Origin of the sequence: Allobosea sp. BH3, from assembly GCF_025499465.1 — a bacterium.
Lineage (GTDB): Bacteria > Pseudomonadota > Alphaproteobacteria > Rhizobiales > Beijerinckiaceae > Allobosea.
The window spans coordinates 924,639-951,158 of the sequence record NZ_JAIMCA010000001.1; the positions used below are offsets into that span (position 1 = coordinate 924,639).

Below are 26,520 nucleotides of genomic sequence, written 5' to 3' on the forward strand. Positions count from 1 at the left end.
GTGGCTGTTGTCGCCCTCTGCATGGGCCAAGCGCCGCCCGCGATCAAGCCGCCGCCGGCGCAGCGCCGCCCTGCCGCCCTTGCGTTCGGCCCCCCGGCGTTCCATGTCAGGCGCCATGCCTCTCGACGTCGTCGATCTGCGCGCCTTCTATGCCAGCCCGCTCGGTCATGTGGCCCGGCGCTTCATCGGCCGGGCGATGCTGCGCTTCTGGCCGGACTGCGCGCGCCAGCGCCTGCTCGGCCTCGGCTTCGCGACGCCCTATCTGTCCGTCCTTGGCATGCAGGCTGAGCGGACCATCGCCTTCATGCCGGCGGCGCAGGGCGTGGTGAACTGGCCATCCTCCGGCCTCTCGGCCTCGGCCCTGGTCGAGCCGACCTTGCTGCCGCTGCCGACCGCCTCGATCGACCGCGTCGTCCTCGTTCATGCGCTGGAGGAGACCGAGAGCCCCGACGACCTGCTCGAAGAGGTCTCGCGCGTGCTCAACCCCGGCGGCAGGATGATCCTTGTCGTGCCCAACCGCCGTGGCCCCTGGGCACGGATGGATGCCACGCCCTTCGGCCAGGGCCGCCCCTTCAGCCGCCGCCAGCTCTCGGCGCTGATGCGCGCCGCCGAATTCTCACCCGAGAACTGGACTGAGGCGCTCTATGTCCCGCCGCTGCAGCGCCGGCTCCTGATGCGCTCGGCCCCGATCTGGGAGCAGGTCGGGGCAGGGCTCTCGCTGCCCTTCGCCGGCGTCCATGTCATCGACGCCACCAAGCAGTTCTACCGTCGCGCGCCCTTGCGCGCGACGCGGCGCAGCTTCGCTCTGAGGCCGATTCTCCTGCCACAGGCCTCGCCGACCCCGCGCCTGAAGAAGCCTCGGACGGCCGGAGACGTCTGACGGCAAGGACTCGGATGGGTTGACTTTTTCGCCGGCGCGCGGACAAGGTCCGCCGCCTTTTCAAGCCCGGTTTCGCTGTAAACCGCCGCTCCGCCCCCTCTATGGCGCGGAACCTGAACCTGGATCACGATGCGTAGCTATCTGGATTTCGAGAAACCGGTCGCCGAGCTGGAGGCGAAGGCCGACGAGTTGCGGGCGCTGGAAGCGCGCGGCGACGGCATCTCCCTGTCCGAGGAGATCGGCAAGCTCGACGCCCGGGCGAACCAGGCGCTCAAGGACATCTATGCGGCGCTGACGCCCTGGCAGAAGACTCTTGTTGCCCGCCATCCGCAGCGGCCGCATTTCAAGGATTACTGCGCCGGACTGATCGATGAATTCACCCCGCTCGCGGGCGACCGCGCCTTCGCCGAGGACGAGGCCATCGTCGGCGGCTTCGGCCGTTTCCGCGGCGAGCCCGTCTGCGTCATCGGCCAGGAGAAGGGCGATTCGACCGAGACCCGCATCCGGCACAATTTCGGCATGCCGAAGCCCGAGGGCTACCGCAAGGCCGTGCGCCTCGCCGAGATGGCCGGGCGCTTCGGCCTGCCGGTGCTGAGCTTCGTCGACACCGCCGGCGCCTATCCCGGCATCGACGCTGAGGAGCGCGGCCAGGCCGAGGCCATCGCCCGCTCGACCGAGGCTTGGCTCGGCCTGCGCACGCCGAGCGTGGCCCTCGTCATCGGTGAGGGCGGCTCGGGCGGGGCCATCGCGATCGCCGCCGCCAGCCGCGTGCTGATGCTGGAGCATGCGATCTATTCGGTGATTTCGCCGGAAGGCGCCGCCTCGATCCTGTGGCGCGACACGGCACGCGCGCAGGACGCCGCCACCGGCATGAAGATCACGGCGCAGGACCTGCTCAGGTTCGGCGTCATCAACCGGATCGTCCAGGAGCCGACCGGCGGCGCCCATCGCGACGGCGAGGCCGCCATCGCGCGGGCGGGCGACGCCATCTCCGCCTGCCTGCAGGACATGGCCGGCCTGAGCCCTGAAGAGATCGTGGAACAGCGCGAGGAAAAGTTCCTCGCCATCGGCCGAAACCTTTAACCACATCCTTTGCGGGCGGCCGAATGCCCGTCTTTACCCGCCGTTGACCATATGGTCATGCTCGGCGAGTGTGTGGTAAGGAACGGTCAAGCATAACAGCTCAAGAACGAGTCGACGGCACAATTCGGCCGTCTTGCGAAGTCACAGGTCGCACCCCGGCCTGCCGTTCAATGGGAATGACGACGTGGCAATCAAGCAACTCGCACTCGTGGCTTTTGTTGCATTGTCCCTGGGTGCCTGTGAGGAAGAGCGTTATCGCGGCTCCGCCCGGCATTGGATCCCGATCCCGAGCGCGACCTACACGCTGATGTCCTCGCAGGGCATGACCAAGGATCAGCCGATCCTGATCCGCTCCTACAAGAAGGAGTCGGAGCTCGAGGTCTGGAAGCGCAAGGCCGACGGCCAGTATGCGCTGCTGAAGACCTTCCCGATGTGCCGCTGGTCCGGCCAGCTCGGCCCGAAGGTCCGCGAGGGCGACCGCATGGCGCCGGAGGGCTTCTACGCCATCGCCCCCCAGCAGATGAATCCCAACTCCTCCTATTACGTCTCGTTCAACATGGGCTATCCGAATGCCTATGACCGGGCCCATGGCCGCACCGGCGCGCATCTGATGGTCCACGGCGCCTGCTCTTCGGCCGGCTGCTATTCGATGACGGACGACCAGATCGGCGAGATCTATGCGCTGGTGCGCGAGGCGCAGAACGCCGGCCAGAAGGCGGTGCAGATGCAGGCCTTCCCCTTCCGGATGACGCCGCAGAATCTCGCCAAGCATCGGCTCGACCCGAACATCGCCTTCTGGAAGAACCTGAAGGAAGGCTCCGACTATTTCGAGGTGACGGGTTCCGAGCCGTCCGTCTCGGTCGCCGGCGGCCGCTATGTCTTCAACGACGGCGCGGCGCCAGCCGCCGTCGCCGAGAAGCGCCGGCAGGACGAGGTCGCGGTCGCCTCGCTCGTCGCGAAGGGCACGCCCGCTATCCGGCTTCTCTATGACGACGGCGACCAGCACGCCTCCTTCAAGCAGGCTCTTGTGAGCAACGGCAGCGCAGCGCTCAACCGCTCGGCCTCCTGGGCCTCGCGCGATGTCGGCGTCAGCCGCGAGGACGCCCTCACGGCCGGGCCCCGCGTCGTGGTCTTCGACGACAAGGGCAAGGCGAAGGCGACGGTGCGCGCCGTCTCAGCCGACAACGATGCGGTGCTCGCCGCCGTCGCCGGCGCACCGGCCGAAGAGCCCGCCAAGCCCGAAGCCGCCAAGCCGGCCGTGCAGCGCCCGGCCGCAGCCCCGGCTGCGACGCAGGTCGCCAAGGTGCTGCCCGGCAACGCCCAGCAGGCTCCGGTTCTGGCCAGCGCCTCCTCGACGCCGGTTACACCCACCGAGGAAAAGCCCTTCCTGCAGCGCGCGCTCAGCTTCGTGCCGGTCTTCGGCATCGGCGGCTCCAATGCGACCGCCGATCAGGGCGTGACGACCGCTTCGACCGCGCCGACGACCATGGTCGCCCCGCTGCCGCCGCGGCGCGCCAGCGGGCTGAAGACCTCGAATCTGGACCAGGCCACGGCCGGCTATGCGAGCCAGCCAGCCACCCGCTGAGACTGTTGCAAGCAAGCGCCGGCCGTGACGGAAATGCAACATTCACCGTCGTAATCGGCGCCGCCATTCTCATAGGCGCAAAAGCCCCCGGTTTCGGGGGCTTTTGCCTTTCTGGTGGGCAACCCGCTCAAAAGCTCATCTTGCCGAAAAACGGCCCTCCCCACTTCATGATTGGCATAACGCAAATCATGCGGGGCTAGGGATTTCTGCAGATGACCGACCTCTTCCGTTCTTCGATTATCGGCCTGGCCTTCTCGACCGCTCTCGCCACCGGCACGCTGGCGTCGGATCTGCCGAGCAAGAAGGGCGCCCCGCCTGCCCCGGTCCCGCCGGCCATCACCTGGATCGACGCTGCGGTCAGCATCAAGGCGATGACGGACTACAACTTCCGCGGCATCTCGCAGACGGACCGCAAGCCCGCCGTCCAGGGCGGCGTCGAGCTGCAGTTCTACAACAACCTCTTCTACGCCGGCGTGTATGCCTCGAATGTCGACCTGGTCACGCGCCCTGACGCCGAGATCGACTTCTACGCCGGTATCCGTCCGAAGTTCGGCGACCTCGCCTTCGATTTCGGTGTCTGGCAGTACTACTACCCGGGTGAGAAGCAGTACATCGACACCTGGAGCGCCGGCGCCCCGATCTTCTGGACCCCGAAGAACACCGACTTCACCGAAGTCTACGGCAAGGTCTCCTACACCTATGCCGAGGCTCTCACGGTCGGCGCCAACGTCTTCTATGCCTGGGATTGGCTCGGCACCGGCGCGAGCGGCACCTACGCCTCGATCACCGCCAAGTACATGCTGCCCTTCCTCGAGGGCCTCTCGGTCTCCGGCGAGTTCGGCCATTACTGGCTCGGCACTACCAACCAGGCGATCTGGTCGACGACCCCGCCGACCAACCTGCCCGACTACAACTACTGGAACGCCGGCGTCTCCTACACCTGGAAGAACCTGACCGCCGATCTGCGTTACCACGACACCGACCTCAGCAAGCGCGAGTGCTTCCTGAACACCTCCGATCCGCGCGGCATCATCAGCGGCAGCAACCAGTCGAAGTGGTGCGGCCCGGCCGTCGTCGCCACGCTCTCCTTCGACATCACGGCGAGCAGCGTCGGCATCTTCGCCCCGAAGTAAGCCACCGCACCCTAGCCATCAGAGAAGGCCGCCCTTTCGGGGCGGCCTTTTTCATTTGCGCTTCACCCGCGGCGCCCCGAACCCCGGTGCTCTACCGCCCCCGAGCAGATCCAGCGTGCGCGGATCGGGAACGCCGTCGAAGAAGTTGCGCAGGACGGCGTAGTAGAGATTGTCCCCGGGCTCGCTCGCCGCATCGAAGAGCGTCATGGACGAGCGAAGCTTCATGTCGTCCGGCGAGCCGAAGATCGAATGGGCGCTCAGCTTCTCATGCGCCAGCACCGCCTCGGCGCAGGCCGTGAGCCGCGCCCCAAGCTCAGGATGCGCCAGATAGGCGCGCGCTTCGTCGAGCGAGGCGATCCCGTAGAACTCGGAGGTCGCCGAGAGGCCGAGGCCCCGCATCTGCGGGAAGACGAACCAGATCCAGTGGCTGCGCTTGCGCCCATCCGTGATTTCGGAGAGCGCCGTCTGCCAGACGCTCTCCTGCGCATCGAGGAAACGTTGCAGCCGGAACGGGTCGGGCATGGTCGCGGCTCCTACTGTCCCAGCCTCGTATCGTCAGGCCAGCGGCTTGGCGAAATTCGCGAAGGCCTCCGCTGTGGGCGTGGTGCCGGCGCCTGGCTGCTGCGGGCGCAGGAAATAGCCGTCGGCGACATCGGCCGGCTCGCGGAAAGCGTCCTTGATCCAGGGAATGTACTCCAGGACGGGGGTGGCAGCATGCCAGTAAGCGAGATGGACATGGACCTGGCTCATCTCGCCGGCATGAGGCGCCACCGGCAGGCGGCTCGCCAGAGCGAGGTCCGCGACCTGGATATACTCGCTGATGCCGCCGAGCCGGGTCACGTCGGGCTGGACGTAATGGATCGCATCGGCCGCAACGAAGCTGCGGAAGGCATCGAGCGTATAGAGCTGCTCGCCGAGCGCGACCGGGATGGAGGTCGAGCGGGCGAGCGCCGCATGGGAACCGACATCGTCATACCAGAGCGGCTCCTCGAACCAGAAGATGTCGAGCCCTTCGGCCCGCGCGCAGAAGCGCTTGCAGGTCGGCAAATCCCATTTGCCGTTGCCGTCGATGGCGAGCGTGACATGGTCGCCGATCGCGTGGCGCACAGCCTCCAGCCGAGCGATGTCGGTCATCGGATCGGCATGGCCGACCTTGACCTTGAGCCGGCGGAAGCCGTCGCGCTCCACCGCCATGCGGCAGCCCTCGATGAGCTGGTCCTTGGGGATGGAGAGCCAGCCGATATCGGTGTTGTAGGCTTCGAGCTTCGGCTTGGTCGCGCCGCCGAGCAGATGCCAGAGCGGCACGTCCGCGGCTTTCGCCTTCAGATCCCAGAGCGCGACATCGACGGCCGCGAGCGCGAGCTGCGTGATGCCGGCGCGCCCGACCCATTGCAGCGCCGGATGGCGCGCGAGCTTCAGCCAGAGCCGCGAGATCTCGGAAGCGTCCTCGCCCATCAGCAGCGGTGCGTAGCAATCCCGGATGCAGGCAGTGATCAGCCGGTCCGAGGGAAGATCGGCATGAGTGCCGGTGAAGCCATAACCCTCGCGCCCGTCCGTGGTGCCGATCTTCACCCCGACCACGCCCCAATGGCTGATTCGATGCGTCGAATCGGCGATGGAGCCGCCCGTCACCGGGATGTGCAGGATGAAGGGCTCGATTGTCTTGATCTGCATAGGCGTTCCCAACCCTGTGATTATTGCTGTTGGAGGGAGCCTAGCGGCATTGCGGGCGTCGCGCTCGCCGGTTCTATCATGACAGCCCCGCAGCGGGGTTGTGCCGGACGGTGCCCGTGCTAGTTCCTGCCCGGCACCGACGAGACCCGAGAACCATGACCCAGCGCCTGCGCGATTTCGGCCTGACCTGCGGCATCATGCAGCCCGGCCCGCTCAATGCGATCACCGATGTGGCGGGCGTCAGGGTCGGGCATCACACGCTGAGCCAGGGCGACCTCCGCACCGGCTTCACGGCGCTGCTGCCGCATGACGGCAACCTGTTCCGCCGCAAGCTCCGCGCCGCGGTCGACATCATCAACGGCTTCGGCAAGAGCGCCGGGCTGATGCAGCTCGCCGAGCTCGGCCAGATCGAGACGCCGCTCCTGCTCTGCAACACGCTTGGCGTCGGCACCGGCTTCGACGCGCTGGTCACGCGGGCGCTCGCCGCCAATCCCGACATCGGCCGCGAAACCGGGACGGTCAATCCGGTCGTGCTCGAATGCAATGACGGCTATCTGTCGGACATCCGCGCCCGCGCTTTGACGCAGGACCACGCCTTCGCCGCGCTCGATGCCGCATCCGCCGGCCCGGTCGCCGAGGGTGCCGTCGGCGCCGGCACCGGCATGAGCGCCTTCGGGTTCAAGGGCGGCATCGGCACCGCCTCGCGCCGCTTCGATCTCGACGGGCGCGCCTTCACGCTCGGCGTGCTGGCCCTCGCCAATTTCGGTAACGCAGGCGATCTCGTCCTGCCTGATGGGCGCCGCCCGGTTCCGCCCGAAACGAAACCGCAAGCCGAGCGCGGCTCGGTCATCCTCGTGATCGCGACCGACGTGCCGCTGGAATCGCGGCAGCTTCAGCGCATCGCGCGGCGCGGCGGCGCTGGGCTCGCGCGGCTGGGAGCTTTCTGGGGCAATGGCAGCGGCGACATCGCCGTCGCCTTCACCACCGCCTCTCCCGTCGACCATGACGAGCGCAAGGACATCGTCGCGCTCGGCGCGCTCAACGAGAGCCGCATCGACACGCCCTTCCGCGCTGCTGCCGAGGCGACGCAGGAAGCCGTGCTCAATGCGATGGTGGCAGCCCCCGCCACGACCGGCCGCGACGGACATCATCGTCCGTCGCTTGGGGACTGGTTGCGGGCGAACGCAGGCTGAAGGAGACAGAATCCGCGTCATTCTCGGGCGAGGCGAAGCGCAGACCCGAGAATCTCATGCCGAAAGAGGCGCCCTCTCGTCCTGAGATGCCGGGTCAAGCCCGGGCATGACGCATTTCGTTGCTCAGGCCCATTCGCCCTTGCGGAACACCGGCACGCGGCTGCCATCCGGCTTGACGCCGTCGATATCGACCTGGCCCGAGCCTATCATCCAGTCGATATGGATCAGGCTCTTGTTGCCGCCCTGCGCCGCGATCTGCTCCGGCGTGAGGTTCGCGCCGTCGACGAAGCACTTCGAATAGCACTGGCCGAGCGCGATGTGGCAGGAGGCGTTCTCGTCGAAGAGCGTGTTGTAGAACAGGATGCCACTCTTCGAGATCGGCGAGGAATGCGGCACCAGCGCCACCTCGCCGAGCCGGCGCGAACCCTCGTCGGTGTCGAGCACCTTGTTGAGCACCGCCTCGCCGCGCGCGGCTTTTGCCTCGACGATTCGCCCGCTCTCGAAACGCACCTGGATCTGGTCGATCAGCGAGCCCTGATAGGAGAGCGGCTTGGTGCTCGACACATGTCCGTCGACACGGCGCGCATGCGGCGTGGTGAAGACCTCTTCGGTCGGAATGTTCGGGTTGCAGACGATGCCGTTCTTGGCCGGCGAGGCACCGCCTTGCCAGTCATGCCCGTCGGCAAGGCCAACGGTGAGATCGGTGCCCGGCCCGGTGAAATGCAGCGCGGCGAAGCGCTGATCGTTGAGCCAGTTGCGCCGCGCCTTCAGGGCCGCGTTATGCGCCGTCCAGGCGGCGACCGGATCGGCCTCGTTGATACGCGAAGCGGCAAAGATCGCTTCCGCCAGCTTGCCGACCGCGACCTCCTCCGTGTCATCAGGAAAAACCTGACGCGCCCAGGCTGCGCTCGGATAGGCGAGGATGTTCCAGTTGATGTCGAAGCCCGCGATCTTCTCGAGCGCCGGCTGATAGGCGATCGAGTTCGCCTTGCTGGCGCGGCCGACCTTGGCCGGGTCCTCATTCGCCAGCAGCATCGGATTGTCGCCGACCACGGCAAGCCGTGCCGTATTGGCGGCAAAGGCCTTGGCGACGCCCTCGTAGAGCCAGCCCGGCGCCCTGTCGAAGCTCTCATCCCGCGCGTTGCGATAGCGCGCCAGCGTGATCTCCTCGTCGGAGAGCATCGGCGTCACGATCCCGGCGCCGGCCTTGTAGGCATGCTCGGCGATGCGGCGGACCAGCGGCAGCGCCGCGACCGGCGCGGTCAGGAACAGGTCCTGTCCCGGCTGCAAATTGAGGCCGACACGGATGGCGACCTCGGCCAGCTTGTCGAGCTTGGCGGGGTCGATGGCTTGGGGACGCTGGTGAACTGTCATGAAGGCGACCTGTCGGATGAACGGATGGCCGCCATTGCTCGCCGAAATCGCCGCCGGGTCAACCGCCCCGATGGCAGGGCGGGTATCCGCTTGCCCGCCATTCTCTGGCGAGTGAAGCGCAGACCCGAGAATCTCAGGCAGAATAAGGCAAGGGAGCCTCATCTTTCAGGAGATGCTCGGGTCAAGCCCGAGCATGACGGCCTGACTTAGCCTTCCACCAGCGGCCTGAGCTTGCTCGCCCGCAACAAATGGCTGCGCATCAGGGCGGAGGCGACCTCCTGCTCGCCGGCCTCGATATGATCGAGCATCGCCATATGCTCGGTGCAGTTCACCTGCACCCGCTCGAAGCCGAACACCCAATCGTAGTTGGAGAGCCGCCGGAGCTGGTTCTGCCGCCTGATGGCGGAATGGATGAAACGGTTGCCGGAGGCCGCGGCCAGCCCCTCGTGGAAATCGGCATTCATCTCGTAGAGCGCGATGCTGGATGATTCCCGCCAGGGCTGCGTCAGCATCCCATCATGGCGCTGGCGCATCTCGGCGATCCAGCTTTTCTCCAGACGAAAATCAGGTTCGAGCAGAGCCAGTGGCTCGACCATCAGCCGGAAGCGATAGCGCTCCTGATGCACGCGCGGGTCCCGCGCCTCATGCAGGAAGCGCCAGCCATAGCCCGGCTTGCGCTCGACCATGTCGAGATCGGCGAGCCGTGCCAGCAGCTTCTGCGCCTCCGGCCGGCCGAGCTCGTAGCGCCGCATCACCTCGAGCTCCGAGACCTCGTCCGGCAAAATCCCATTCTCCCGCTCATGCGCCAGCCGCACCATGGCGAGGTCGATCGCCTCGGGCGGAAGCGTGCTGTCGCCGGCAGCCGGCAGCGTCAGGATCTCGACGCCCTTGTTGAGATGGCGCCGCACCACCCCCTGCAGCGCCAGATGTTCGAGTGCCGCACGCACAGGTGTACGGGACACCCCGAGGCGTCGCGCCGTGGCGTTCTCGTTGAGCCAGTCGCCGGCCGAAAGCGCATCGTCGCGCACCAGTTGCAGGATGCGTTCGGCGATCTCCTGCTGCAGCCGGGTCGGCATCGCCATGGCAAGGCCCTTGCTTGTCTTAGTTCGAGATGAAATACATTAGAGCATGATGCCGAAAAGTGGGAGCCGGTTTTCGGACGACATCATGCTCCCAAGCTTCGGTTGAACGAGGTTCCGCCAGCATTACGGAAAGATGCGCGTCATGGTCCAGCCCTGCCCCTTCGTCGATGTCTCGGGTACGCCCTATGAACGCGGCCGCCAGCATGGCGCGGCCGTTCCGCAGAAGGTGAAGCGCTCGATCGAGCTCTATGGCGGCCAGCTCGGCGAGCTTGGCTACGACGCAGCGGCGAAATCGGCGCTGATCGCCGAGTTCGCCCGCGAGATAGAGGCCTTCGGCGCCCACTATGTCGAGGAGATGCGCGGCATCGCCGACGGCGCCGGCGTCCCGCTCGAAGACATCGTCATGATCAACGCCCGCACCGAAGTCATAGCCAAGGCGCGCATGATCAAGAACAAGCCGGTCGAGGCGCAGGAGGAGCTGGACGACGGCTGCACCGGCGCGATCATCCTCCCCGAGCGCAGCGCGACCGGCGAGCTGATCCACGGCCAGAACTGGGACTGGAAGGCCGAATGCGCCGAGACGGCGATCGTCCTGCGCGTGCGCCGCGACGACGGTCCCGACTTCCTGACCTTCGTCGAGGCCGGCGGCCTCGCCCGCTGCGGCATGAACGCGGCCGGCGTCTCGATCACCGCCAACTACCTCGAATGCGACCGCGACTTCACGCAGGCCGGCGTGCCGCTCGCCCTGATCCGCCGCAAGGTGCTGGAGCAGGAGCACCTCGCCTTCGCCATCAAGGCCGTGGCATCGACGCCCAAGGCCTGCTCGAACAACATGATGCTCTCGACCGTGAAGGGCTTCGGTATCGACTTCGAATGTGCGCCGGACGAGGCCTTCCCGCTTTACCCGGACGATGGCCTGATCGTTCATGCCAATCACTGGGTCAGCCCGATCGCGCTGGGCAAGGTCAAGAACACCAGCGTCCCGCGCGTGCCCGAAAGCTTCTACCGCGACTGGCGGGTCAAGAAGCTGCTCGACGAGGCCGGCCGCAAGCTGACCGTCGACGACCTGAAGCAGGCCTTCTTCGACGATTTTCTCTCGCCCTATTCGGTCTGCCGCCCGCCGCGCCTCAACGACACCGGCAACCTCTCCGCCACGGTCGCGATGGTGATCATGCAGCCTGCCAAGGGAATCATGGAGGTGGCGCCACTGCCGTCTGAGAACCGCGTCTTCACCCGCTACAGCCTGACCGAAGACCCAGTCCTGCTCGCCGAGGCGGCTGAATAGCCGCCCCAGCCAAAACCCATCGCGTCACAACCGAACAATAACAGGGGAACATGATGCGCCGACCGACCTTGACCTCCATCGCTTTTGCCGCCGCGGTCGCCTGCGGCGCGCTTCCGGCCGCTGCCGCCACGCTGCGCGTGCAACTGCCGGCCGACATCCGTTCCATCGACCCCGGCGTCAACCGCGACCACAACACCGATGCCGTGGTGCTGCACATGGTCGAAGGGCTCGTCGCCTATGCCGACGACGCGACACCGAAGCCGCTCCTGGCGGAAAGCGTCGAGATCGCGCCCGACGGAAAGAGCTACACCTTCCGCCTGCGCCCCGGCGTCAAGTTCCACAACGGCGCCGAGATGACCTCGGCCGACGTCGTCTGGAGCTGGAACCGCTACATGGACCCCAAGACGGATTGGCGTTGCCTGTCCGAGTTCGACGGGCGCGGCACGGTCAAGGTCGAGAGCGTGACCGCATCGGACCCGCGCACCGTGGTGTTCCGCCTCGACAAGCCAAGTGCGCTCTTCCTGGCCTCGCTGGCGCGCACCGACTGCGCCATGGCAGCCGTACTGCATAAGGATTCGGTGAAGGCGGACGGCAGCTTCGACAAGCCGATCGGCACCGGCCCCTTCAAGCTGGGCGAGTGGAAGCGCAGCGAATATGTCCGGCTGGAGCGCTTCGCTGACTACGCCGCCCTGCCCGGCAAGCCGGACGGGCTGACCGGCTCGAAGCGTCCGCTGGTCGACGAACTGCGCTTCGTCGTGATCCCCGACAGCGCGACGGCCAAGGCCGCGCTTCTCAAGGGCGACATCGACATCGTGCCCGATCTCGCCAATGCCGATGTCGTCGAGCTGAAGAAGGGCAGCCCGGTCAAGCTCTCCGTCGTCTCCCACATGGGCCTGGTCGGCCTGATCATCCAGACACGCGATCCCGTACTGGGCAACGTCAAGCTGCGGCGCGCCATCGCCGCCGCGCTCGACAAGCCGGAGCTGGTCGCGGCCGTCACCGACGGACTCGGCAAGGCCAATGGCTCGATCGTGCCGAGCCTGTCCGGCTATCACGGCAAGGTGCAGGACGAGGACATCGCCTACGATCCCGCCGCGGCCAAGAAGTTGATCGCGGAGGCGGGCTACAAGGGCGAGAAGATCGTGATGCTCGCCAACAAGCGCTATCCGCAGAGCTTCAACACCGCCGTGGTGGCCCAGCAGATGCTGCAGGCCGTCGGTCTCAACGTCGAGATCGAAGTCCTCGAATGGGCCACGCAGCTCGACCGCTACAGCAAGGGCAACTACCAGATCCAGGCCTTCCCCTATTCAGGGCGGATGGACCCCTCGCTCTCCTTCGAGTCGATGACGGGGCCGAAGGACAAGCAGCCGCGCAAGCTCTGGGACGATCCGCAGGTGCAGGCGCTTCTCGACAAATCGACGGTGGTCGCGGACCGGGCCGAGCGCCAGGCCATCTTCGACGAGCTTCACCGGCGCTTCCTCGCCGACGTGCCGATGGTGATGCTCTACAACGGCATCGCCGGCGGCGCGACGACGCCCAAGGTCAAGGGTTATGTCTCCTCGCTGACCTCACTGCCGCGCGCCTGGGAAGTCAGCAACGGAGAGTAAGGTATCGGGGCGGGGCCAAATCCCGCCCTTTCAACCCCGCTCTTCCTGGCCGACGCGGGTGAGATGGCGAGCGATCACGGCAGCGAGATGCCCGGCATCGCGCACGCGCAAGGCCTCCATCATCTCGTAGTGCTCCCGGTCGCTGCGCAGCAGGGATTCATGCGAGGCCCAGACGGTCACCCGCGAGCCGCGCGAGCGGTCGCGAAGGGCCCAGATCGTCTCTTCCAGAACGGCGTTGCCGCAGAAGGAGTACATGATCTGATGGAAGGCGCGGTTGACCTCGCTCTGATCGACCCGGGTCCCTTCCCGGACCGCATGCGAGAAGGCGCGCGCCAGCTCTTCCAGGCGCGCGATCGCCTCGTCGTCGATATTCGTCACGATGGCGGCGGCGGAAGCGGTCTCGAGGATCATCCGCGTGGCGCGGATCTCCTCATAGGTCTTGAGGTCGATCTCGGCGACGCGATAGCCCCGGTTCGGGACGTGCTCGATGGTCTTGCGCACAGCGAGCTCCTCGAGCGCGCTGCGGACATCGAAGCGCTTCGCCTGGAAGCGCTCCTCGAGGTCGATCTGGCGCAGCCATTCGCCGGGTCGGTACACCCGCAGCCGGATCGCCTGCGCGATCTCGTTGGCGAGCACGCGGCGAACCGTCGCGACCTTCTCTTTTCGATCACTCATGAGCGCTCTCTAGCAGAAGTCGCGCGCGGCCGCGCAAGCCTGTTGCAGCGCCTCGCATAACATGCAACTTAATTGGCGCCAATATAATCGCCATGAAGGAGACCGGGCGTGAGCGCTGTTGCGGAAACCACCGGCAAGCCGGAAGACGACGCCGCCGCGCGCGGCCGCGCGCTCTACGAGCGCGGCCCGACGCCGGTCTACGCCTGCAAGCACGATCCCCGCTTCAGCTACTGCCTCTATGTCCCGCCGCATCTCGGGCAGGGGTCCGAGGCGCCCGAACTCGTCGTCGCCATGCACGGCACCGGCCGCGGCTTCACCGGCTATCGCGACGGATTCTCCGCCTTCGCACGCTGGAACAACTGCATCGTGCTCGCCCCGCTCTTCCCGATCGGCGTGATGGGCGACAACAATGGCGACGGCTTCAAGTACATGCGCGAGGCCGGGCTGCGCTACGACCATATCCTTCTCGCCATCGTCGATGAGGTCGGCCAGCGCTTCGGCCTGAACTTCGAGCGCTTCGCCCTCTTCGGCTATTCCGGCGGCGGCCATTTCGCCCATCGCTTCATGCTGCTGCAGCCGAAGAAGCTCTGGGCGGTCTCGATCGGCGCACCCGGCTCGGTGACGCTGCTCGATCCCAGCCGCGACTGGTGGGTCGGCACCCGCAACATCGTCGAGCTTTTCGGCAGCCCGCTCGATATCCCGGCGATGCGCAAGGTGCCGGTGCAGATGGTGGTCGGCGCCGCCGACCTCGAGACCTGGGAGATCACCCACAAGCCCGGCGGCCGCAACTGGATGCCGGACGCCAACCACGCCGGCAGGACACGGCCGGAACGCCTGGCGCGCCTGCGCGATTCCTTCAAGGAGAACGGCATCGACGTGCGCTTCGATCTCGTGCCGAACACGCCGCATGACGGGCCCAAGGTCGTGCCCATCGTGGAGGATTTCTTCGCAGCCGAGCTCGCCCGGCTGCGTGCGGCCCGAAAGGCCGCCTGACGCGCCGGAAAAACCGGCACGACGACGAACCAGAACGACAGGGGAATGACCATGAACCGCTTGCTCGCCTCAGGCCTGGCCCTCGCCCTTTCGGCCGGAGCCTCCCAGGCCCAGAGCCTGACCGCCGTGCTCAACGCCGATATCCGCTCGACCAACCCCGGCGTGAACCGGGACGGCAACACCGACGCCGTCCAGATGCACATGATCGAGGGCCTCGTCGGCTATGCCGAGGACGGTTCGGTCGGCCCGCTGCTGGCCGAGAAGGTCGAGATCTCGCCTGACGGCAAGACCTACACCTTCCGCCTGCGCAAGGGCGTGAAGTTCCACAACGGCGCCACGATGACCTCGGCCGACGCGCTGTGGAGCTGGACCCGTTACATGGACCCGAAAACCGACTGGCGCTGCCTGTCCGATTTCGACGGGCGCAACGGCCTCAAGGTCGTCTCGGCCACGGCCCCCGATGCCGACACCTTCGTCATGGAGATCAACGAGCCGAACGGCCTCTTCCTCGACACGCTCGCCCGCGCGGATTGCGGCGGCACGGCCGTGATCCACAAGGATTCGGTGAAGGCCGACGGCAGCTGGGACAAGCCGGTCGGCACCGGCCCCTTCATGCTCGGCGAATGGAAGCGCGGCCAGTCGGTCCAGCTGCTCGCCTTCGACCAGTACGCCTCACCGAAGGGCGACAAGCGCGACGGCTATATCGGCAGCAAGCGGCCGCTGGTGAAGGAAGCCCGTTTCCTCGTCATTCCGGATGCGGCGACCGTCAAAGCCGGCCTGCTCTCGGGCTCGCTCGACCTCGCGCTGATGCCGGAATCGGACGTGCCCGATCTCAAGAATGCAGCCAACGTCACGCTCGCGATCGCCCCCAACCCGGTCCGGCACGGCCTGATCATCCAGACGCGCGATCCGGTGATGAAGAACCAGGCCCTGCGACAGGCGATCGCCGCCGCGGTCGACTTCCCCGAACTGGTCGCCAATGTCAGCAACGGCCTCGCCAAAGCCAACAATTCGCCGGTCTACATGACCTCGAAATATTACAGCGATGCCGAGAAGCAGGGCTTCAAATACGATCCCGCCGCCGCCAAGGCGCTGCTGCAGAAGGCCGGCTACAAGGGCGAGAAGATCACGATCCTCGCCAACAAGCGTTCCAGCGTGCCGAGCTTCAACACCGCCGTCATCGCCCAGGCGATGATGCAGGCGGCCGGCATCAATGCCGAGATTGAGGTGCTGGAGTGGGCGACGCAGCTCGACCGCTACAACAAGGGCAACTACCAGATGCAGGCCTTCTCCTATTCGAGCCGCTTCGACCCCGCGCTCGGCTTCGAGCAGGTCTCCGGCCCGAAGGACAAGCAGCCGCGCAAGGTCTGGGAGGACCCGGAGGCGCTCGACCTGATCCAGAAGTCGATGGTCGTAACCGATACGGCCGAGCGCCAGAAGATCTTCGACGCCCTGCACAAGCGCTTCATCGAGCAGGTGCCGACGATCTTCACCCATAACGACCTCGACATCATTGCCCATTCCAAGCGCCTGACGGGCGTGACGCCCTGGGCATCGCAGCTGCGGCTCTGGGAGGTCGGCGTCGCCAAGTAAGGCGGCGCCACCGGCCCCGGTCATGGCCGGGGCCAGCGGCAAGGCTTGGGAGGGCCTTCGATGTTTCGGTTTGCGCTGACGCGGATCGCCATGGCGTTGCCCACGCTGCTGATCGTGGCGGTGTCGGTCTTCGTCCTGATCCGCCTGATTCCAGGCGACCCGGCGCAGCTCATGCTGGGCGATCTGGCGACGCCCGCGAGCCTCGCCGATCTGAGGGCGCGACTCGGCCTCGATCAGAGCCTTCCCGTTCAGTTCGGCATCTGGATCGGCAATGTGCTCACCGGCGATTTCGGCCGCTCGATCTCCTCGCAGGAGGCCGTGCTACCGCTGATCCTGCAGCGCTTCTGGGTCAGCGCGCAGATCGTGCTCGTCGCCGTGCTGCTGGCGAGCCTCGTCGCGGTCCCGGCCGGCGTGATCGCCGCCTGGAAGCAGGATTCAGCCCTCGACCTCGGCCTCGTCGCCAGCGCGACGCTGCTGCTCTCGATCCCGACCTTCTGGCTCGGCCTGCTGCTACTGCTCTTCTTCGGGCTCAAGCTCGAATGGCTGCCGGTCGTCGGCTATGTCTCGATCGCCGAGAACCCCTGGGCCGGAATCCTCTACCTCGTCATGCCGATCATGACGCTCTTCCTGCATGAGATCGGCGTCATCCTGCGCATGGCACGAGCCTCGACGCTCGAGGTGCTGCGGCTCGACTACATCACCCATGCCCGCGCCAAGGGCCTGGGCGAGGCCGCGGTGCTCTGGCGCCACGCCTTCAAGAACGCCTTCGGGCCGACCTGGACGCTGATCGGCCTCGTGCTCGGCAACCTGCTCGGTGGCATCGCGGTCGTCGAGACCGTCTTCACCATCCCTGGCCTCGGCCGGCTCCTCGTCGACGCGATCTTCGCCCGCGACTACCCCGTCATCCAGGGCTGCATGCTCTTCGTCGCGTTCACCTATGTGCTGGTGAACCTCGTCATCGACCTCTGCTACCCGGTCTTCGATCCAAGGGTCACGGCGCAATGAGCAGCGACAGCACCATGAGCACTGGCGGCTCCGGGAAGAAGGCCCGCCGCTTGAAGCTCCCGGCTCCCAACGCGATCATCGGCGGCGGCCTGATCGGCACCCTTCTCGCGGTGGCCGCCACCGGCGCGCTCTGGACGCCCTACGAGCCGCTCAAGCTCTCCTTCCGCGAGAAGCTCGTCGCACCGAATGCCGCCCATTGGCTCGGCACCGACGAGTTCGGCCGCGACGTGCTCTCGCGCCTGATGGCCGGCGCGGCGACCAGCGTCTGGATCAGCCTGCTCACCGTGACGCTCGCCGTGCTGCTCGGCACCCTGATCGGCCTGATCTCCGGCTACACCCGCGGCTGGACGGACCGGATCATCATGGCCTTCAACGACGCGCTGCTGGCCTTCCCCGGCATCCTGCTGGCCCTTGGCTTGCTTGCCGTGGTCGGCGCCAACAAATATGGCATCATCCTCGCGCTCGGCATCGCCTATACGCCCTCGGTCGCGCGCGTCGTGCGCGGCACCGTGCTGTCCCTGCGCGAGCGCGAATTCATCGCCGCCTCGCGCGTGATGGGCAATTCCGAGGCCTTCACCATGGCCCGCCACGTCCTGCCGAACTGCATCGCACCGCTGACGGTGCTGGCGACCTCGATGTTCGGCTATGTGCTGCTGGCCGAGAGCGCGCTCTCATTCCTGGGCCTCGGGGTGCCGCCGCCGGCGCCGACCTGGGGCAACATGCTGGCGGGCTCGCGCCCCTATATCGGCCAGGCCGTCTGGCTCGGCATCTTCCCGGGCCTGTGCATCTCGCTCACCCTGCTCGGCATCAACCTGTTGGGCGACGCGCTGCGCGACAAGCTCGACCCGCGGATGAGGGGCGCACGATGATCCAAGCGTTTTCAAGCGAAGTGGGCACCGGTTCGCGTGAAGAAAACGCGTCGAGCAAGAACCCCCAGCCTCTTCTCGATGTCGCGGGCCTGACGCTGAGGATCGGCGAAGCCGGCCGCACCGTCGTCGACGATGTCGACTTCCAGGTCTTCCCCGGCGAGATCGTCGGCATCGTCGGCGAATCCGGCTCGGGCAAGACGCTCGCGGCCCGCGCGGTGATGGGCTTCATCCCGCCCGCGGTCCGGCTCGTCGGCGGCACGATCCGCTTCGACGGGCAGGACGTCATGGCCATGAGCGGCAAGGATCTGCGCGCCATGCGCGGCTCCAAGGTCGGCATGGTCTTCCAGGAGCCGATGACCTCGCTCAACCCCTCGATGCTGATCGGCCGTCAGCTCGACGAAGGCCTCGCCCTCCACCGCAAGCTCGATGCGGCGGCAAGGCGCGCGCTGATCCTCGACATGCTACGGCGCGTCGGCCTCAAGGACCCCGAGGGCGCGCTCGAATCCTACCCGCATCAGTTCTCCGGCGGGATGCGCCAGCGCATCATGCTGGCCTCGGTAATGCTGCTCAGACCCGCCTTGCTGCTCGCCGACGAGCCGACGACGGCGCTCGACGCGGTCGTCCAGCGCGACGTGATGGAGCTGATGGTCGGCCTCACGCAGGAGAACGGCACTGCCGTGCTGCTGATCTCGCACGATCTCGGCATGGTCGCCCGCTATTGCAGCCGCATCGTCGTGATGTGCCAGGGCGAGGTGGTCGAGCAGGGCAAGAGCGAGGACATCCTCGCCCGGCCGCAGCACGCCTACACCCGCAAGCTCCTCTCGGCGATGCCGCACCGGCTGCCGGCGCGCGAGCTGCCGCAGGCGAAGACACCGATCGTCTCGGTGCGGGACCTCGTCGTCGACTATCCCGGCCGGCAGGGCTTCTTCCGCAAGAGCACGCCCAAGCGCGCGCTCCACGGCATCAGCCTCGACGTCCAGCCCGGCGAGGTCGTCGCGGTGGTTGGTGGCTCGGGCTCCGGCAAGACCACGCTCGGCCAGTCCATCGCGGGGCTGGTCAAATCGTCCTCGGGCGCGATCCTCTTCGACGGCAAGCCCATCACGAAGGGCGAGGCGGGCTATTGGGACTACCGGCTCAACTGCCAGATGGTCTTCCAGGACCCTTATTCCTCGCTCGACCCGCGCATGACGATTGGCGAACTGGTGGCCGAGCCACTGAGGCTCGTTCCCGGCATGGAATCGGCTGCGAAGGCTGCGCGCGTCGCCGAAGTTCTTTCGGAAGTCGGTCTCGGCGACGGCTTTGCCGGCCGCTTCCCGCACGAGCTTTCGGGCGGCCAGCGCCAGCGCGTCGCCATCGCGCGCGCAGTCGTCAGGCGGCCGAGCTTCGTGATCGCCGACGAGCCCGTTTCGGCGCTCGATGTGACGGTGCGCGCGCAGGTGCTCGAACTCTTCGACGAATTGCAGAAGAAGCACGGCTTCTCCTGCCTGTTCATCAGCCACGATCTCGGCGTGGTCGAGCAGGTGGCCGATCGCGTCGTGGTCATGCAGGACGGACGCATCGTCGAGGAAGGCCCGCGCGATGCGATCTTCGACGCCCCGCAGCACGCCTATACCCAGAAGCTTCTCTCCGCCGTGCCCGGTCTCGAAAGCACTGGCGAGGGCGGCGTCAGGCTGTTCTGGCGACGCGCCGAGAACGACGCTTCGATCGTGAGCTGAAACAAATCGGCCCGGAACTCATCGGCGGGGGCAACTCCACCAGATGGGTTCCGGGCCTTTTCTTCGCTCCGCGCCAGGGCGGAACGATGGCGTTATCGTTCGGCTTACTTGCGCTGCTTGGCGCCGACCAGCTCGTCCCACTTGCGGAAGGCGACGACCATCTTGTCGGGCTTCAGCGGCAGCTCGATCGGGTTGTTCGCGATCAGGTCGGCATATTCCGGCCGGCCGAACTCCGCGATCACCTCCTGGCTGCGCTTGGGCGCGAGCGAGAGCGGCACGTTCTTCACGGCCGGGCCGGGATAGAGATAACCCTCGTCATAGGAATAGGCCTGCATCTTCGGCGTCAGCACATGCGCCATGATGTCGAGCACCACCGCGAGACGATCGTTCGGGACACCCTTCGGCACGCACATGAAGAAGGCGTCCGAGACCCAGCGGAAGTTCTTCAGCGTCTGGATCTTGGCTTCCTTGGGCACGATGCCGAGCGCGCGCGGGTTGATGTCCCAGCCCGTGGTCGAGATGATGATGTCGCGCGAGCCGTCGCCGAACTCCTTCATCGTCGCGCCGGTGCCGGCCGGGTAATACTCGATATTCTGGCCGAGCTCCTGGAGATAGGCCCAGGTCTTGTCCCAGCCATTGACCGGGTCCTGCGGGTCCTTGTCGCCGAGGATGTGGGGCAGGCCCATCATGAAGGTGCGGCCCGGGCCGGAATTGGCCGGGCGCGCATACATGAACTTGTTCGGATTGGCCTTGGACCAGGCGAGCAGTTCCTCGGCCGTGGTCGGCACCTGCTTGACGCGATCCGGCATGTATTCGAGCAGCGGGCCGGACGGGTAGTAGTTGACCACGACGCCGAAGCCCGCGCCCTGTACCTTGTGCAGGTTGAGCGCCGCCGGCTCGTAGTTCTCCTCGATCTTCGGGAACTTGTCGTTGAAGTCCGGCAGGATCTTGAGCCAGAGGTCCTGCTCCAGCCCGGCGGCGAGGCCGTCGCTGCCGGTCAGCACGAGGTCGAGATCGGCGCGGCCGGCGTTCTGCTGCGCCTTGATCTTGCTGGCGAGTTCCGGCGCCGGCGCCTTCACATAGGTGATGCGCGAGACGAGCTTGGGGTTGGCGGTGCGATAGTCGTCGAAGGCCTGCTGCATCAGGGCCAGCGCGCCGCCGACATCGATGATGTTGATGCCGACCGGCGCCGAAGGCAGCGGCGGCGAGGCGGCGAAGACCCCCTTTCCGCTCACGGCCAGGGCTCCGAGCCCGCCCAGGACGACGCGGCGGTCAACGCCATTCGTGAAGTCAGTCATGGTCTCCCCTTTTTGCTTGGTGGTGATGTCTTCAGGCTGCCGCCTCGGCAGCGAAGTCGCGTGTCATGTCGCCGATGCGGATGTGGCGGATCCGCAGTTCCGGCGACCAAATGATCTCGTTCTCGGGCAGCTTGATCCCGGCCGCCTCCAGCGCCGGCTGGAGCGCCCTGAGCGCGTGGCTCGACGCCATGGCGACCGCCTCCGCCGGCGTCGCGATGCCCCAGGCCACGACATTGCGGACCGCATCGTCGAGCTTGAGGGCCGAGCCAGCCAGCGAGACGCCGCCGGGTTGCCGCACCGAGCCGTCGGCGGCCAGATCGACCGGCATGCCCGCGAAATGATAGCGCCCCGGCTCGGCTCCGGCCGCGACCACGGCGTCGGTCACGAGGATCGAACGCTCGAAGCCTTTGGCCCGGATCAGGCTCTTCAGCGCCTTGGGATGGATATGGATGCCGTCCGCGATGAAGCCGGCCATCAGCCGGTCCTCGCCGAGCTGCGCGAAGAGCGTGTTGTTCAGCTTGTGGAGCTGCTGCGGCAGGCCGTTGCCGAGATGGGTCGAGAGCGAGGCTCCCGCATCGGCTGCCGCCTGGACGGCCTCGAAATCGGCGGCCGAATGGCCGATCGCCACGATCTTGCCGGCTTGCGCCAGCTTGGCGGCGAGCGCGAGGCCGCCCTCGATCTCCGGCGCCAGCGTCACCATCAGGATCGGCCGCTGCAGCACGGCATCGAGCTGCTCCACGAGGTCGGCCTTCGCCGCCGTCATCGCATCGGCCGGATGGCAGCCGTGATAGCCGGCTCCCGAATTCAGGAACGGGCCTTCGAGATGATAGCCGGGGCACATCAGCGGGCCGAGCCGGCTCGCGCCCACAGCGGCGTCGAGCGCCTGGAAGCGTTCCACGAGCTCATGCGGATGGGCCGTGATGATCGTCGGCAGGCAGGTCGTCACGCCGGTCGCCAGCATCGCCTCCAGCGCCCGGTCGAGCGCCTCGGCCGTCACCGCGCCGGAGTTGAAGTCCAGCCCGGCGAAGCCGTTGACCTGCAGATCGACGAGCCCCGGCGTCCGCATGGCGCCTACTTCCGGCTCAGCAGCGAGGCGGCGGGCGGATCGATGAACAGCACCGTTCGCTTGTGCGTCTGCAGGATAGAGGCCGGGGCGAGATTGCTCACCGGCCCCTCCAGCGCGTCCTTCGTCGCCTGGGCCTTCCGCGTATCGGACACCGAGAGCACGATCAGCTCGCTCTTGAGGATCTGTCGGATGCTCATCGAGATCGCCTGCTGCGGCACCGCCTCGAAGCTCGGGAACCAGCCCTCGCCGAACTGCTGGCGGCGGCAGGCCTCATCCAGCGTCACCACCAGATAGGGCTCTTCCGTGTCGAAATCGGCCGGCGGGTCGTTGAAGGCGAGATGGCAGTTCTCGCCGAAGCCGGCGAAGCACACCGCGATGCGCCGGCCGGCGATCAGCGTGTTGAGCTGCTTCACCGCCTCCTGGGGGTCGCCCTCGCCGTCGACGGCAATGAAGCGCGGCGCATTGTTCAGCGGCGCCATGAAGCGCTCCCGCAGATAGCGCCGGAAGCTCGCCGGATGCGCCTCGCTCAGCCCGACATACTCATCGAGATGGAAGGCCGTCACCTTCGACCAGTCGATGCCCTCCGCCGCGACGAGGTGCTGGAGCATCTCGAACTGGCTCGCCCCGGTCGCCACGATGATCGACGCCTCGCCGGAGCGGGCGATCTCGTCCCGGATCGCCTGCGCGCCGAGCGCCGCTGCCTGCTGGCCCAGCGTCTCCTTGTCGGAGGCGAGATGCATCTCGATCATCGAATTTTGAACCTTTTGCGCAACGAAATTTCCGATATTCTGGAACTGAGCTTATGGAGCCCCCGCCAGAACGCAATGGTTAATTTTGAACGCAACTGTTCCGAATAATGCGCCGCAATCCCTGCTCTCGATCGACGAGAGCCGTTTCGCGCTCGCCCATGAGCGGGACTGCGCCCGCATCTACCGGCTGATCCTCGGCGGCCAGGCCCATTCGCGCCCCGAGATCGGCCGCATTCTCGGGCTGCGCTCCACCAGCGTCTCCCGCGTCGTCGGCGATCTCCTGGCGCGCCGGCTCGTCCTGGAGACGGTCGGCGAGGCGAGCGGCCGGGGCCGGCCGCCGGCTATCCTGCTGGCCCATGGCCGGCGCATCGGCGCTTCGGTCATCTACGTCTCCAGCCAGTCGCTCTCCGGCGCGCTGGTCGATCTCAACGGCCATATCGTTGCCGAACGCCGCACGGCCATCGAGAGCGAAGCCGACAACGACACCATCGCCGCCGCCATGGCAGACCTCGCCCGCGACCTGCTCGACGCGATGCCGCCCGGCATGGGCCATGCCGGCACCGCCGTCTCGCTGTCCGGCCTGATCGACCTGAAGCGCGGCCAATGGCTGATGGCCTCGCGCTGGCCGCGCATGCGCGGGCTCGACATCGGCGCGGTGCTGGCGCCCGTCGCAGGCCCGGTCGAGATCTGCCGCAACCTCGATGCGGAGCTGCGCGCCCGCGCCGCACGTGAGCCGGACCAGTTCTCGGGAGGGACGCTGCTGCTGCATTGGGGCTGGGGCGTCGGCCTGGCCTATGCGGTCGATGGCGAGCCTTTCGCGCCGGCCGGTTCCTTCGGCGAGATCGGCCACTGGCGCCTCGCAGCGCTCAGCAACCGCTCCTGCGGCTGCGGCAATACCGGCTGCCTGGAGACCGGCGCCGCGCTCTGGTCGCTGCTCCCGGCGCTGCGGCGGCATTGGCCCGATCTCGACCAGGACGAGACCCGCCTCGCCCGGCAGCTCGCCGGGCTCGACCTTCTCGCCCTGCCCCAGGTCGAGATGGCGACGGAGCTCGTCGCCCGCGCGCTCGCCAATGCCTGCCGCCTGCTCTTTCCGGCCCGGATCGCGGTGAGCGGCCCCTTCTCCGCCAATCCCCAGCTCTGGGCCCGGTTCAACAGCCTGTTCCGCGCCGAAGGCACAATGGACGGCTTCGCGATGCCCGATCTCGCCGGCCTGCGCGCCAGCCAGCTCTACGAAATCCACGGCGCGGCGGCGCCGCTGCTCAGCCGAGCGGCGGAAGCTCTGCTGGCCGAGCAGAGCTGAACCCGGCCGACCATCTGCCCTATCGGAAAGCCGATGTCGCCCATGCCGCCGGCGCACGCGAAACGCGCTGGCGCGCCCTCCATTGGTGCACTAGTATCCCAGTCAGGGCTCCGCGTGCCTCCCTAGGCAATGACAGAGAGCTCAACCCAGGGAGTGAACATGAATCATCCGACTCGTCGCACCGTCATGGCCGGAGCGGCCGGCCTCGCCGCCCTCAAAGCCGGCGGCGCACAGGCGCAGAGCGCCCCGGTCGCACTGAACATCATCGATGTCGCCGGCAATCTGCAGCTCACGCAGGCGGCCATCGAGAAGTTCGCCAAGGACAATCCGAAGCTGATTTCGCGGCTGAACTTTTCACGCGCGCCCTCGCCGGAGCTACCCGCCAAGATCAAGGCCCAGCAGCAGGCCAACCGCGTCGACATCGACCTCGTACTGACCGGCCCCGGCGCCATGTCGGACGGCATCCAGCAGGGCCTCTGGCTCGATGTCTGGAAGTCCCATGCCAAGGACCTGCCGAAGCCCGAGGAGGTCTATCACGAGCAGGCGCTGATGATGCAGCGCAACTTCGGCCAGAACGAAGGCGTCGCGGTCGTCTATTCGCCCTCCGGCCCGCTGTTCGAATACGCGCCTGAGCGGCTCAAGGCCGTGCCGAAGACCGCCGAGGACCTGCTCGCCTACGTCAAGCAGAACCCGAAGCGCTTCACCTATGCGCGGCCGGTCAATTCCGGCCCCGGCTGGACCTGGCTGCAGGGGCTGCCCTACATCCTCGGCGATTCCGACCCGAGCGACCCGATGAATGGCTGGGCCAAGAGCTGGGCCTATCTCAAGGAGCTCGGCACCGGCGTCGACTACTATCCGGCCGGCACGGCCGCGACGATGAAGGAGCTCGGCGAAGGCACGCGGGACGTCATCGTCTCGACGCTGGGCTGGGACATCAACCCGCGCGTGCTCGGCATCGTCCCGAAGGAGGCCAAGGTCTTCGTCCTCGACAAGACGCACTGGATTCCGGACACGCAGTTCATGTGCATCCCGAAGGGCGTCCCCGCCGACAAGGTGACGGCTCTGGTCGCGCTGATGGCCCATATGCTCAAGCCCGAGGCCCAGGCCGTGACCTACGACAAGGGCTATTTCTATCCCGGCCCGGCCGTGAAGGGCGTGACGCTCGCCATGGCTCCGCAGGAAAGCCGCGACATCCTCGCCGAATATGGCCGGCCGGAATATGACGGGCTGATCACCAGCCTGCCGACCAAGCCGCCGCTGACACCCGAACGCCTCGTCGCCGCCTTCCGCCGCTGGGATCAGGAGATCGGCGTCGGCCACGGAGCGCCGCAGTAGCGATGAAGTTCGCCGTCATCGGCCTCGACCACCGCCATATCTACCATATGGTCGGTGGTCTCCTCGAAGCCGGCGCGCACTGCGCCGGCTTCGATCCCGCGACGAGCGACGAGCGTGTGCTGACCGGCTTCCGCGAGCGCTTTCCCGATCTGACCGAGAGCACGGCCGACCTGTTGCTCGGCGAACCCTCGATCGACCTGATCCTCTGCGCCGCGATCCCCGCCGAGCGCGCCGGCATCGCCATCCGCGCCATCCGCGCGGGCAAGGACGTCATGGTCGACAAGCCGGGCGTCACCGACTTCGACCAGCTCGCCGCCGTGGAGAAGGCCGCAGCCGAGACGGGCCGCATCTTCTCGATCTGCTTCTCGGAACGCTTCATCGTCCCGGCGACGCTCATTGCCGGCAAACTGATCGCCGACGGCGCGATCGGCCGCGTGATACAGACGGTCGGCCTCGGCCCCCATCGCTTCAACCGCGCGATCCGCCCCGGCTGGTTCTTCGACAAGCGCCACTATGGCGGCATCCTCACCGACATCGCCTCGCACCAGATCGACCAGTTCCTGCATTTCACCGGCTCGCAGAATGCTGAGATCGTCGCCTCCGGCACCGGCCATTTCGGCGATCCGGACTTTCCCGATTTCGAGGATTTCGGCGAGATCCTGCTGCGCAGCGACCGGGCGGGTGGCTATATCCGTGTCGACTGGTTCACCGCCGACGGGCTGCCGACCTGGGGCGACGGACGCCTCACCATCCTCGGCACCGAAGGCACCATCGAGCTGCGCAAATATGTCGATGTCGCCGGCCGCCCCGGCACGGACCATGTCTTCCTCGTCGACAGGGCCGGCACCCGCCATATCGACGCCTCGCGCGAGCCACTGACCTATTTCCGAGACCTGATCGCCGACATCGGCTCCCGCGGCGAAACCGCGATGAGCCAGGCCCACGCCTTCACCGTCTGCCGCCTCGCCCTGGAAGCGCAGGCGAAAGCCGCGTGGCTGCCGGCCAAACCCGCCATCTGAGGAGCCG

The 26,520-nt window shown here is 67.0% G+C and carries 23 protein-coding genes; 15 read left to right on the forward strand and 8 right to left on the reverse strand.

Annotated features, from left to right (window positions below):
• Positions 1 to 115: 115 nt before the first annotated feature.
• The 4 genes from BoBH3_RS04395 (at position 116) to BoBH3_RS04410 (ending at position 4,681) form a co-directional block, all read left to right on the forward strand.
• On the forward strand, positions 116 to 880 hold the full coding sequence (locus BoBH3_RS04395) for a class I SAM-dependent methyltransferase (RefSeq protein WP_262329515.1): 765 nt from the start codon (positions 116 to 118) through the stop codon (positions 878 to 880).
• 129 nt (positions 881 to 1,009) lie between these two features.
• A complete protein-coding gene (locus tag BoBH3_RS04400) occupies positions 1,010 to 1,963 on the forward strand; it encodes an acetyl-CoA carboxylase carboxyltransferase subunit alpha (protein WP_262329516.1) in 954 nt (317 codons plus the stop codon).
• 184 nt (positions 1,964 to 2,147) lie between these two features.
• Positions 2,148 to 3,548 carry a L,D-transpeptidase family protein gene (locus BoBH3_RS04405; protein ID WP_262329517.1) on the forward strand — a complete coding sequence of 467 codons (1,401 nt, stop codon included), beginning with the start codon at positions 2,148 to 2,150 and terminating at the stop codon, positions 3,546 to 3,548.
• 212 nt (positions 3,549 to 3,760) lie between these two features.
• Entirely contained in the window at positions 3,761 to 4,681 is a 921-nt protein-coding gene (locus BoBH3_RS04410) for a TorF family putative porin (RefSeq protein ID WP_262329518.1), read from the forward strand.
• 51 nt (positions 4,682 to 4,732) lie between these two features.
• Here BoBH3_RS04410 and BoBH3_RS04415 read toward each other — a convergent pair whose 3' ends face one another.
• Together BoBH3_RS04415 and BoBH3_RS04420 are read right to left on the reverse strand one after the other, a co-directional pair.
• Positions 4,733 to 5,203, reverse strand: coding sequence for a DUF1810 domain-containing protein (locus BoBH3_RS04415; protein WP_262329519.1), 471 nt, complete (start codon positions 5,201 to 5,203; stop codon positions 4,733 to 4,735).
• Positions 5,204 to 5,236: 33 nt separating this feature from the next.
• On the reverse strand, positions 5,237 to 6,355 hold the full coding sequence (locus BoBH3_RS04420) for a mandelate racemase/muconate lactonizing enzyme family protein (RefSeq protein ID WP_262329520.1): 1,119 nt from the start codon (positions 6,353 to 6,355) through the stop codon (positions 5,237 to 5,239).
• A gap of 155 nt (positions 6,356 to 6,510) precedes the next feature.
• Between BoBH3_RS04420 and BoBH3_RS04425 the strand changes: the two genes are divergently transcribed.
• Complete coding sequence (locus tag BoBH3_RS04425; protein ID WP_262329521.1) at positions 6,511 to 7,548, forward strand: DmpA family aminopeptidase; 1,038 nt, start codon at positions 6,511 to 6,513, stop codon at positions 7,546 to 7,548.
• A gap of 123 nt (positions 7,549 to 7,671) precedes the next feature.
• Here BoBH3_RS04425 and BoBH3_RS04430 read toward each other — a convergent pair whose 3' ends face one another.
• Both BoBH3_RS04430 and BoBH3_RS04435 read right to left on the reverse strand, forming a co-directional pair.
• Complete coding sequence (locus tag BoBH3_RS04430) at positions 7,672 to 8,922, reverse strand: aminopeptidase (RefSeq protein ID WP_262329522.1); 1,251 nt, start codon at positions 8,920 to 8,922, stop codon at positions 7,672 to 7,674.
• Between the two features lie 206 nt (positions 8,923 to 9,128).
• Positions 9,129 to 10,004, reverse strand: coding sequence for a GntR family transcriptional regulator (locus BoBH3_RS04435; protein ID WP_262329523.1), 876 nt, complete (start codon positions 10,002 to 10,004; stop codon positions 9,129 to 9,131).
• A 142-nt stretch (positions 10,005 to 10,146) separates the two neighbouring features.
• Between BoBH3_RS04435 and BoBH3_RS04440 the strand changes: the two genes are divergently transcribed.
• Entirely contained in the window at positions 10,147 to 11,289 is a 1,143-nt protein-coding gene (locus BoBH3_RS04440) for a C45 family autoproteolytic acyltransferase/hydolase (protein WP_262329524.1), read from the forward strand.
• Positions 11,290 to 11,342: 53 nt separating this feature from the next.
• Positions 11,343 to 12,896: an ABC transporter substrate-binding protein gene (locus tag BoBH3_RS04445; RefSeq protein WP_262329525.1), complete on the forward strand. Its 1,554-nt coding sequence runs from the start codon at positions 11,343 to 11,345 to the stop codon at positions 12,894 to 12,896.
• A gap of 30 nt (positions 12,897 to 12,926) precedes the next feature.
• Here the strand turns inward: BoBH3_RS04445 and BoBH3_RS04450 are convergent, their stop codons facing one another.
• Complete coding sequence (locus tag BoBH3_RS04450; protein ID WP_262329526.1) at positions 12,927 to 13,571, reverse strand: GntR family transcriptional regulator; 645 nt, start codon at positions 13,569 to 13,571, stop codon at positions 12,927 to 12,929.
• Between the two features lie 108 nt (positions 13,572 to 13,679).
• On the opposite strand from BoBH3_RS04450, the gene BoBH3_RS04455 reads away from it, so the two are divergent.
• The 5 genes from BoBH3_RS04455 to BoBH3_RS04475 are packed head-to-tail and all read left to right on the forward strand — an operon-like array spanning position 13,680 to position 19,746.
• Entirely contained in the window at positions 13,680 to 14,564 is an 885-nt protein-coding gene (locus tag BoBH3_RS04455; protein ID WP_262329527.1) for an alpha/beta hydrolase family protein, read from the forward strand.
• A 51-nt stretch (positions 14,565 to 14,615) separates the two neighbouring features.
• Positions 14,616 to 16,157 carry an ABC transporter substrate-binding protein gene (locus BoBH3_RS04460; RefSeq protein ID WP_262329528.1) on the forward strand — a complete coding sequence of 514 codons (1,542 nt, stop codon included), beginning with the start codon at positions 14,616 to 14,618 and terminating at the stop codon, positions 16,155 to 16,157.
• 60 nt (positions 16,158 to 16,217) lie between these two features.
• Positions 16,218 to 17,162: an ABC transporter permease gene (locus tag BoBH3_RS04465; protein WP_262329529.1), complete on the forward strand. Its 945-nt coding sequence runs from the start codon at positions 16,218 to 16,220 to the stop codon at positions 17,160 to 17,162.
• 14 nt (positions 17,163 to 17,176) lie between these two features.
• Entirely contained in the window at positions 17,177 to 18,031 is an 855-nt protein-coding gene (locus BoBH3_RS04470) for an ABC transporter permease (RefSeq protein WP_410050556.1), read from the forward strand.
• On the forward strand, positions 18,028 to 19,746 hold the full coding sequence (locus BoBH3_RS04475) for an ABC transporter ATP-binding protein (protein ID WP_262329530.1): 1,719 nt from the start codon (positions 18,028 to 18,030) through the stop codon (positions 19,744 to 19,746). The genes BoBH3_RS04470 and BoBH3_RS04475 overlap by 4 nt, the downstream gene beginning before the upstream one ends.
• 104 nt (positions 19,747 to 19,850) lie before the next feature.
• Here BoBH3_RS04475 and BoBH3_RS04480 read toward each other — a convergent pair whose 3' ends face one another.
• Genes BoBH3_RS04480 through BoBH3_RS04490 form a run of 3 tightly spaced genes read right to left on the reverse strand, consistent with a single transcriptional unit; the run spans position 19,851 to position 22,859 of the window.
• Positions 19,851 to 21,044, reverse strand: coding sequence for an ABC transporter substrate-binding protein (locus BoBH3_RS04480; protein ID WP_262329531.1), 1,194 nt, complete (start codon positions 21,042 to 21,044; stop codon positions 19,851 to 19,853).
• Between the two features lie 31 nt (positions 21,045 to 21,075).
• A complete protein-coding gene (locus BoBH3_RS04485; RefSeq protein WP_262329532.1) occupies positions 21,076 to 22,110 on the reverse strand; it encodes an N-acetylglucosamine-6-phosphate deacetylase in 1,035 nt (344 codons plus the stop codon).
• Between the two features lie 5 nt (positions 22,111 to 22,115).
• On the reverse strand, positions 22,116 to 22,859 hold the full coding sequence (locus tag BoBH3_RS04490) for a glucosamine-6-phosphate deaminase (protein WP_262329533.1): 744 nt from the start codon (positions 22,857 to 22,859) through the stop codon (positions 22,116 to 22,118).
• Between the two features lie 85 nt (positions 22,860 to 22,944).
• Here BoBH3_RS04490 and BoBH3_RS04495 point away from each other — a divergent pair, with 85 nt between their 5' ends.
• The 3 genes from BoBH3_RS04495 (at position 22,945) to BoBH3_RS04505 (ending at position 26,513) form a co-directional block, all read left to right on the forward strand.
• Positions 22,945 to 24,159 carry an ROK family protein gene (locus BoBH3_RS04495; protein WP_262329534.1) on the forward strand — a complete coding sequence of 405 codons (1,215 nt, stop codon included), beginning with the start codon at positions 22,945 to 22,947 and terminating at the stop codon, positions 24,157 to 24,159.
• A 159-nt stretch (positions 24,160 to 24,318) separates the two neighbouring features.
• Entirely contained in the window at positions 24,319 to 25,494 is a 1,176-nt protein-coding gene (locus BoBH3_RS04500) for an extracellular solute-binding protein (protein ID WP_262329535.1), read from the forward strand.
• A gap of 2 nt (positions 25,495 to 25,496) precedes the next feature.
• A complete protein-coding gene (locus tag BoBH3_RS04505; protein WP_262329536.1) occupies positions 25,497 to 26,513 on the forward strand; it encodes a Gfo/Idh/MocA family protein in 1,017 nt (338 codons plus the stop codon).
• The last annotated feature ends 7 nt before the right edge of the window (positions 26,514 to 26,520 follow it).

Excerpts from the sequence above, each read along its gene's own strand:
- BoBH3_RS04395 (WP_262329515.1), top strand. The coding sequence starts at position 116 with ATGCCTCTCGACGTCGTCGATCTGCGCGCCTTCTATGCCAGCCCGCTC.
- BoBH3_RS04465 (WP_262329529.1), top strand. The coding sequence starts at position 16,218 with ATGTTTCGGTTTGCGCTGACGCGGATCGCCATGGCGTTGCCCACGCTG.
- BoBH3_RS04425 (WP_262329521.1), top strand. The coding sequence starts at position 6,511 with ATGACCCAGCGCCTGCGCGATTTCGGCCTGACCTGCGGCATCATGCAG.
- BoBH3_RS04435 (WP_262329523.1), bottom strand. The coding sequence starts at position 10,004 with ATGGCGATGCCGACCCGGCTGCAGCAGGAGATCGCCGAACGCATCCTG.
- BoBH3_RS04430 (WP_262329522.1), bottom strand. The coding sequence starts at position 8,922 with ATGACAGTTCACCAGCGTCCCCAAGCCATCGACCCCGCCAAGCTCGAC.
- BoBH3_RS04440 (WP_262329524.1), top strand. The coding sequence starts at position 10,147 with ATGGTCCAGCCCTGCCCCTTCGTCGATGTCTCGGGTACGCCCTATGAA.
- BoBH3_RS04445 (WP_262329525.1), top strand. The coding sequence starts at position 11,343 with ATGCGCCGACCGACCTTGACCTCCATCGCTTTTGCCGCCGCGGTCGCC.
- BoBH3_RS04505 (WP_262329536.1), top strand. The coding sequence starts at position 25,497 with ATGAAGTTCGCCGTCATCGGCCTCGACCACCGCCATATCTACCATATG.
- BoBH3_RS04490 (WP_262329533.1), bottom strand. The coding sequence starts at position 22,859 with ATGATCGAGATGCATCTCGCCTCCGACAAGGAGACGCTGGGCCAGCAG.
- BoBH3_RS04400 (WP_262329516.1), top strand. The coding sequence starts at position 1,010 with ATGCGTAGCTATCTGGATTTCGAGAAACCGGTCGCCGAGCTGGAGGCG.
- BoBH3_RS04415 (WP_262329519.1), bottom strand. The coding sequence starts at position 5,203 with ATGCCCGACCCGTTCCGGCTGCAACGTTTCCTCGATGCGCAGGAGAGC.
- BoBH3_RS04420 (WP_262329520.1), bottom strand. The coding sequence starts at position 6,355 with ATGCAGATCAAGACAATCGAGCCCTTCATCCTGCACATCCCGGTGACG.
- BoBH3_RS04500 (WP_262329535.1), top strand. The coding sequence starts at position 24,319 with ATGAATCATCCGACTCGTCGCACCGTCATGGCCGGAGCGGCCGGCCTC.
- BoBH3_RS04485 (WP_262329532.1), bottom strand. The coding sequence starts at position 22,110 with ATGCGGACGCCGGGGCTCGTCGATCTGCAGGTCAACGGCTTCGCCGGG.
- BoBH3_RS04450 (WP_262329526.1), bottom strand. The coding sequence starts at position 13,571 with ATGAGTGATCGAAAAGAGAAGGTCGCGACGGTTCGCCGCGTGCTCGCC.
- BoBH3_RS04410 (WP_262329518.1), top strand. The coding sequence starts at position 3,761 with ATGACCGACCTCTTCCGTTCTTCGATTATCGGCCTGGCCTTCTCGACC.
- BoBH3_RS04480 (WP_262329531.1), bottom strand. The coding sequence starts at position 21,044 with ATGACTGACTTCACGAATGGCGTTGACCGCCGCGTCGTCCTGGGCGGG.
- BoBH3_RS04470 (WP_410050556.1), top strand. The coding sequence starts at position 17,177 with ATGAGCACTGGCGGCTCCGGGAAGAAGGCCCGCCGCTTGAAGCTCCCG.
- BoBH3_RS04460 (WP_262329528.1), top strand. The coding sequence starts at position 14,616 with ATGAACCGCTTGCTCGCCTCAGGCCTGGCCCTCGCCCTTTCGGCCGGA.
- BoBH3_RS04475 (WP_262329530.1), top strand. The coding sequence starts at position 18,028 with ATGATCCAAGCGTTTTCAAGCGAAGTGGGCACCGGTTCGCGTGAAGAA.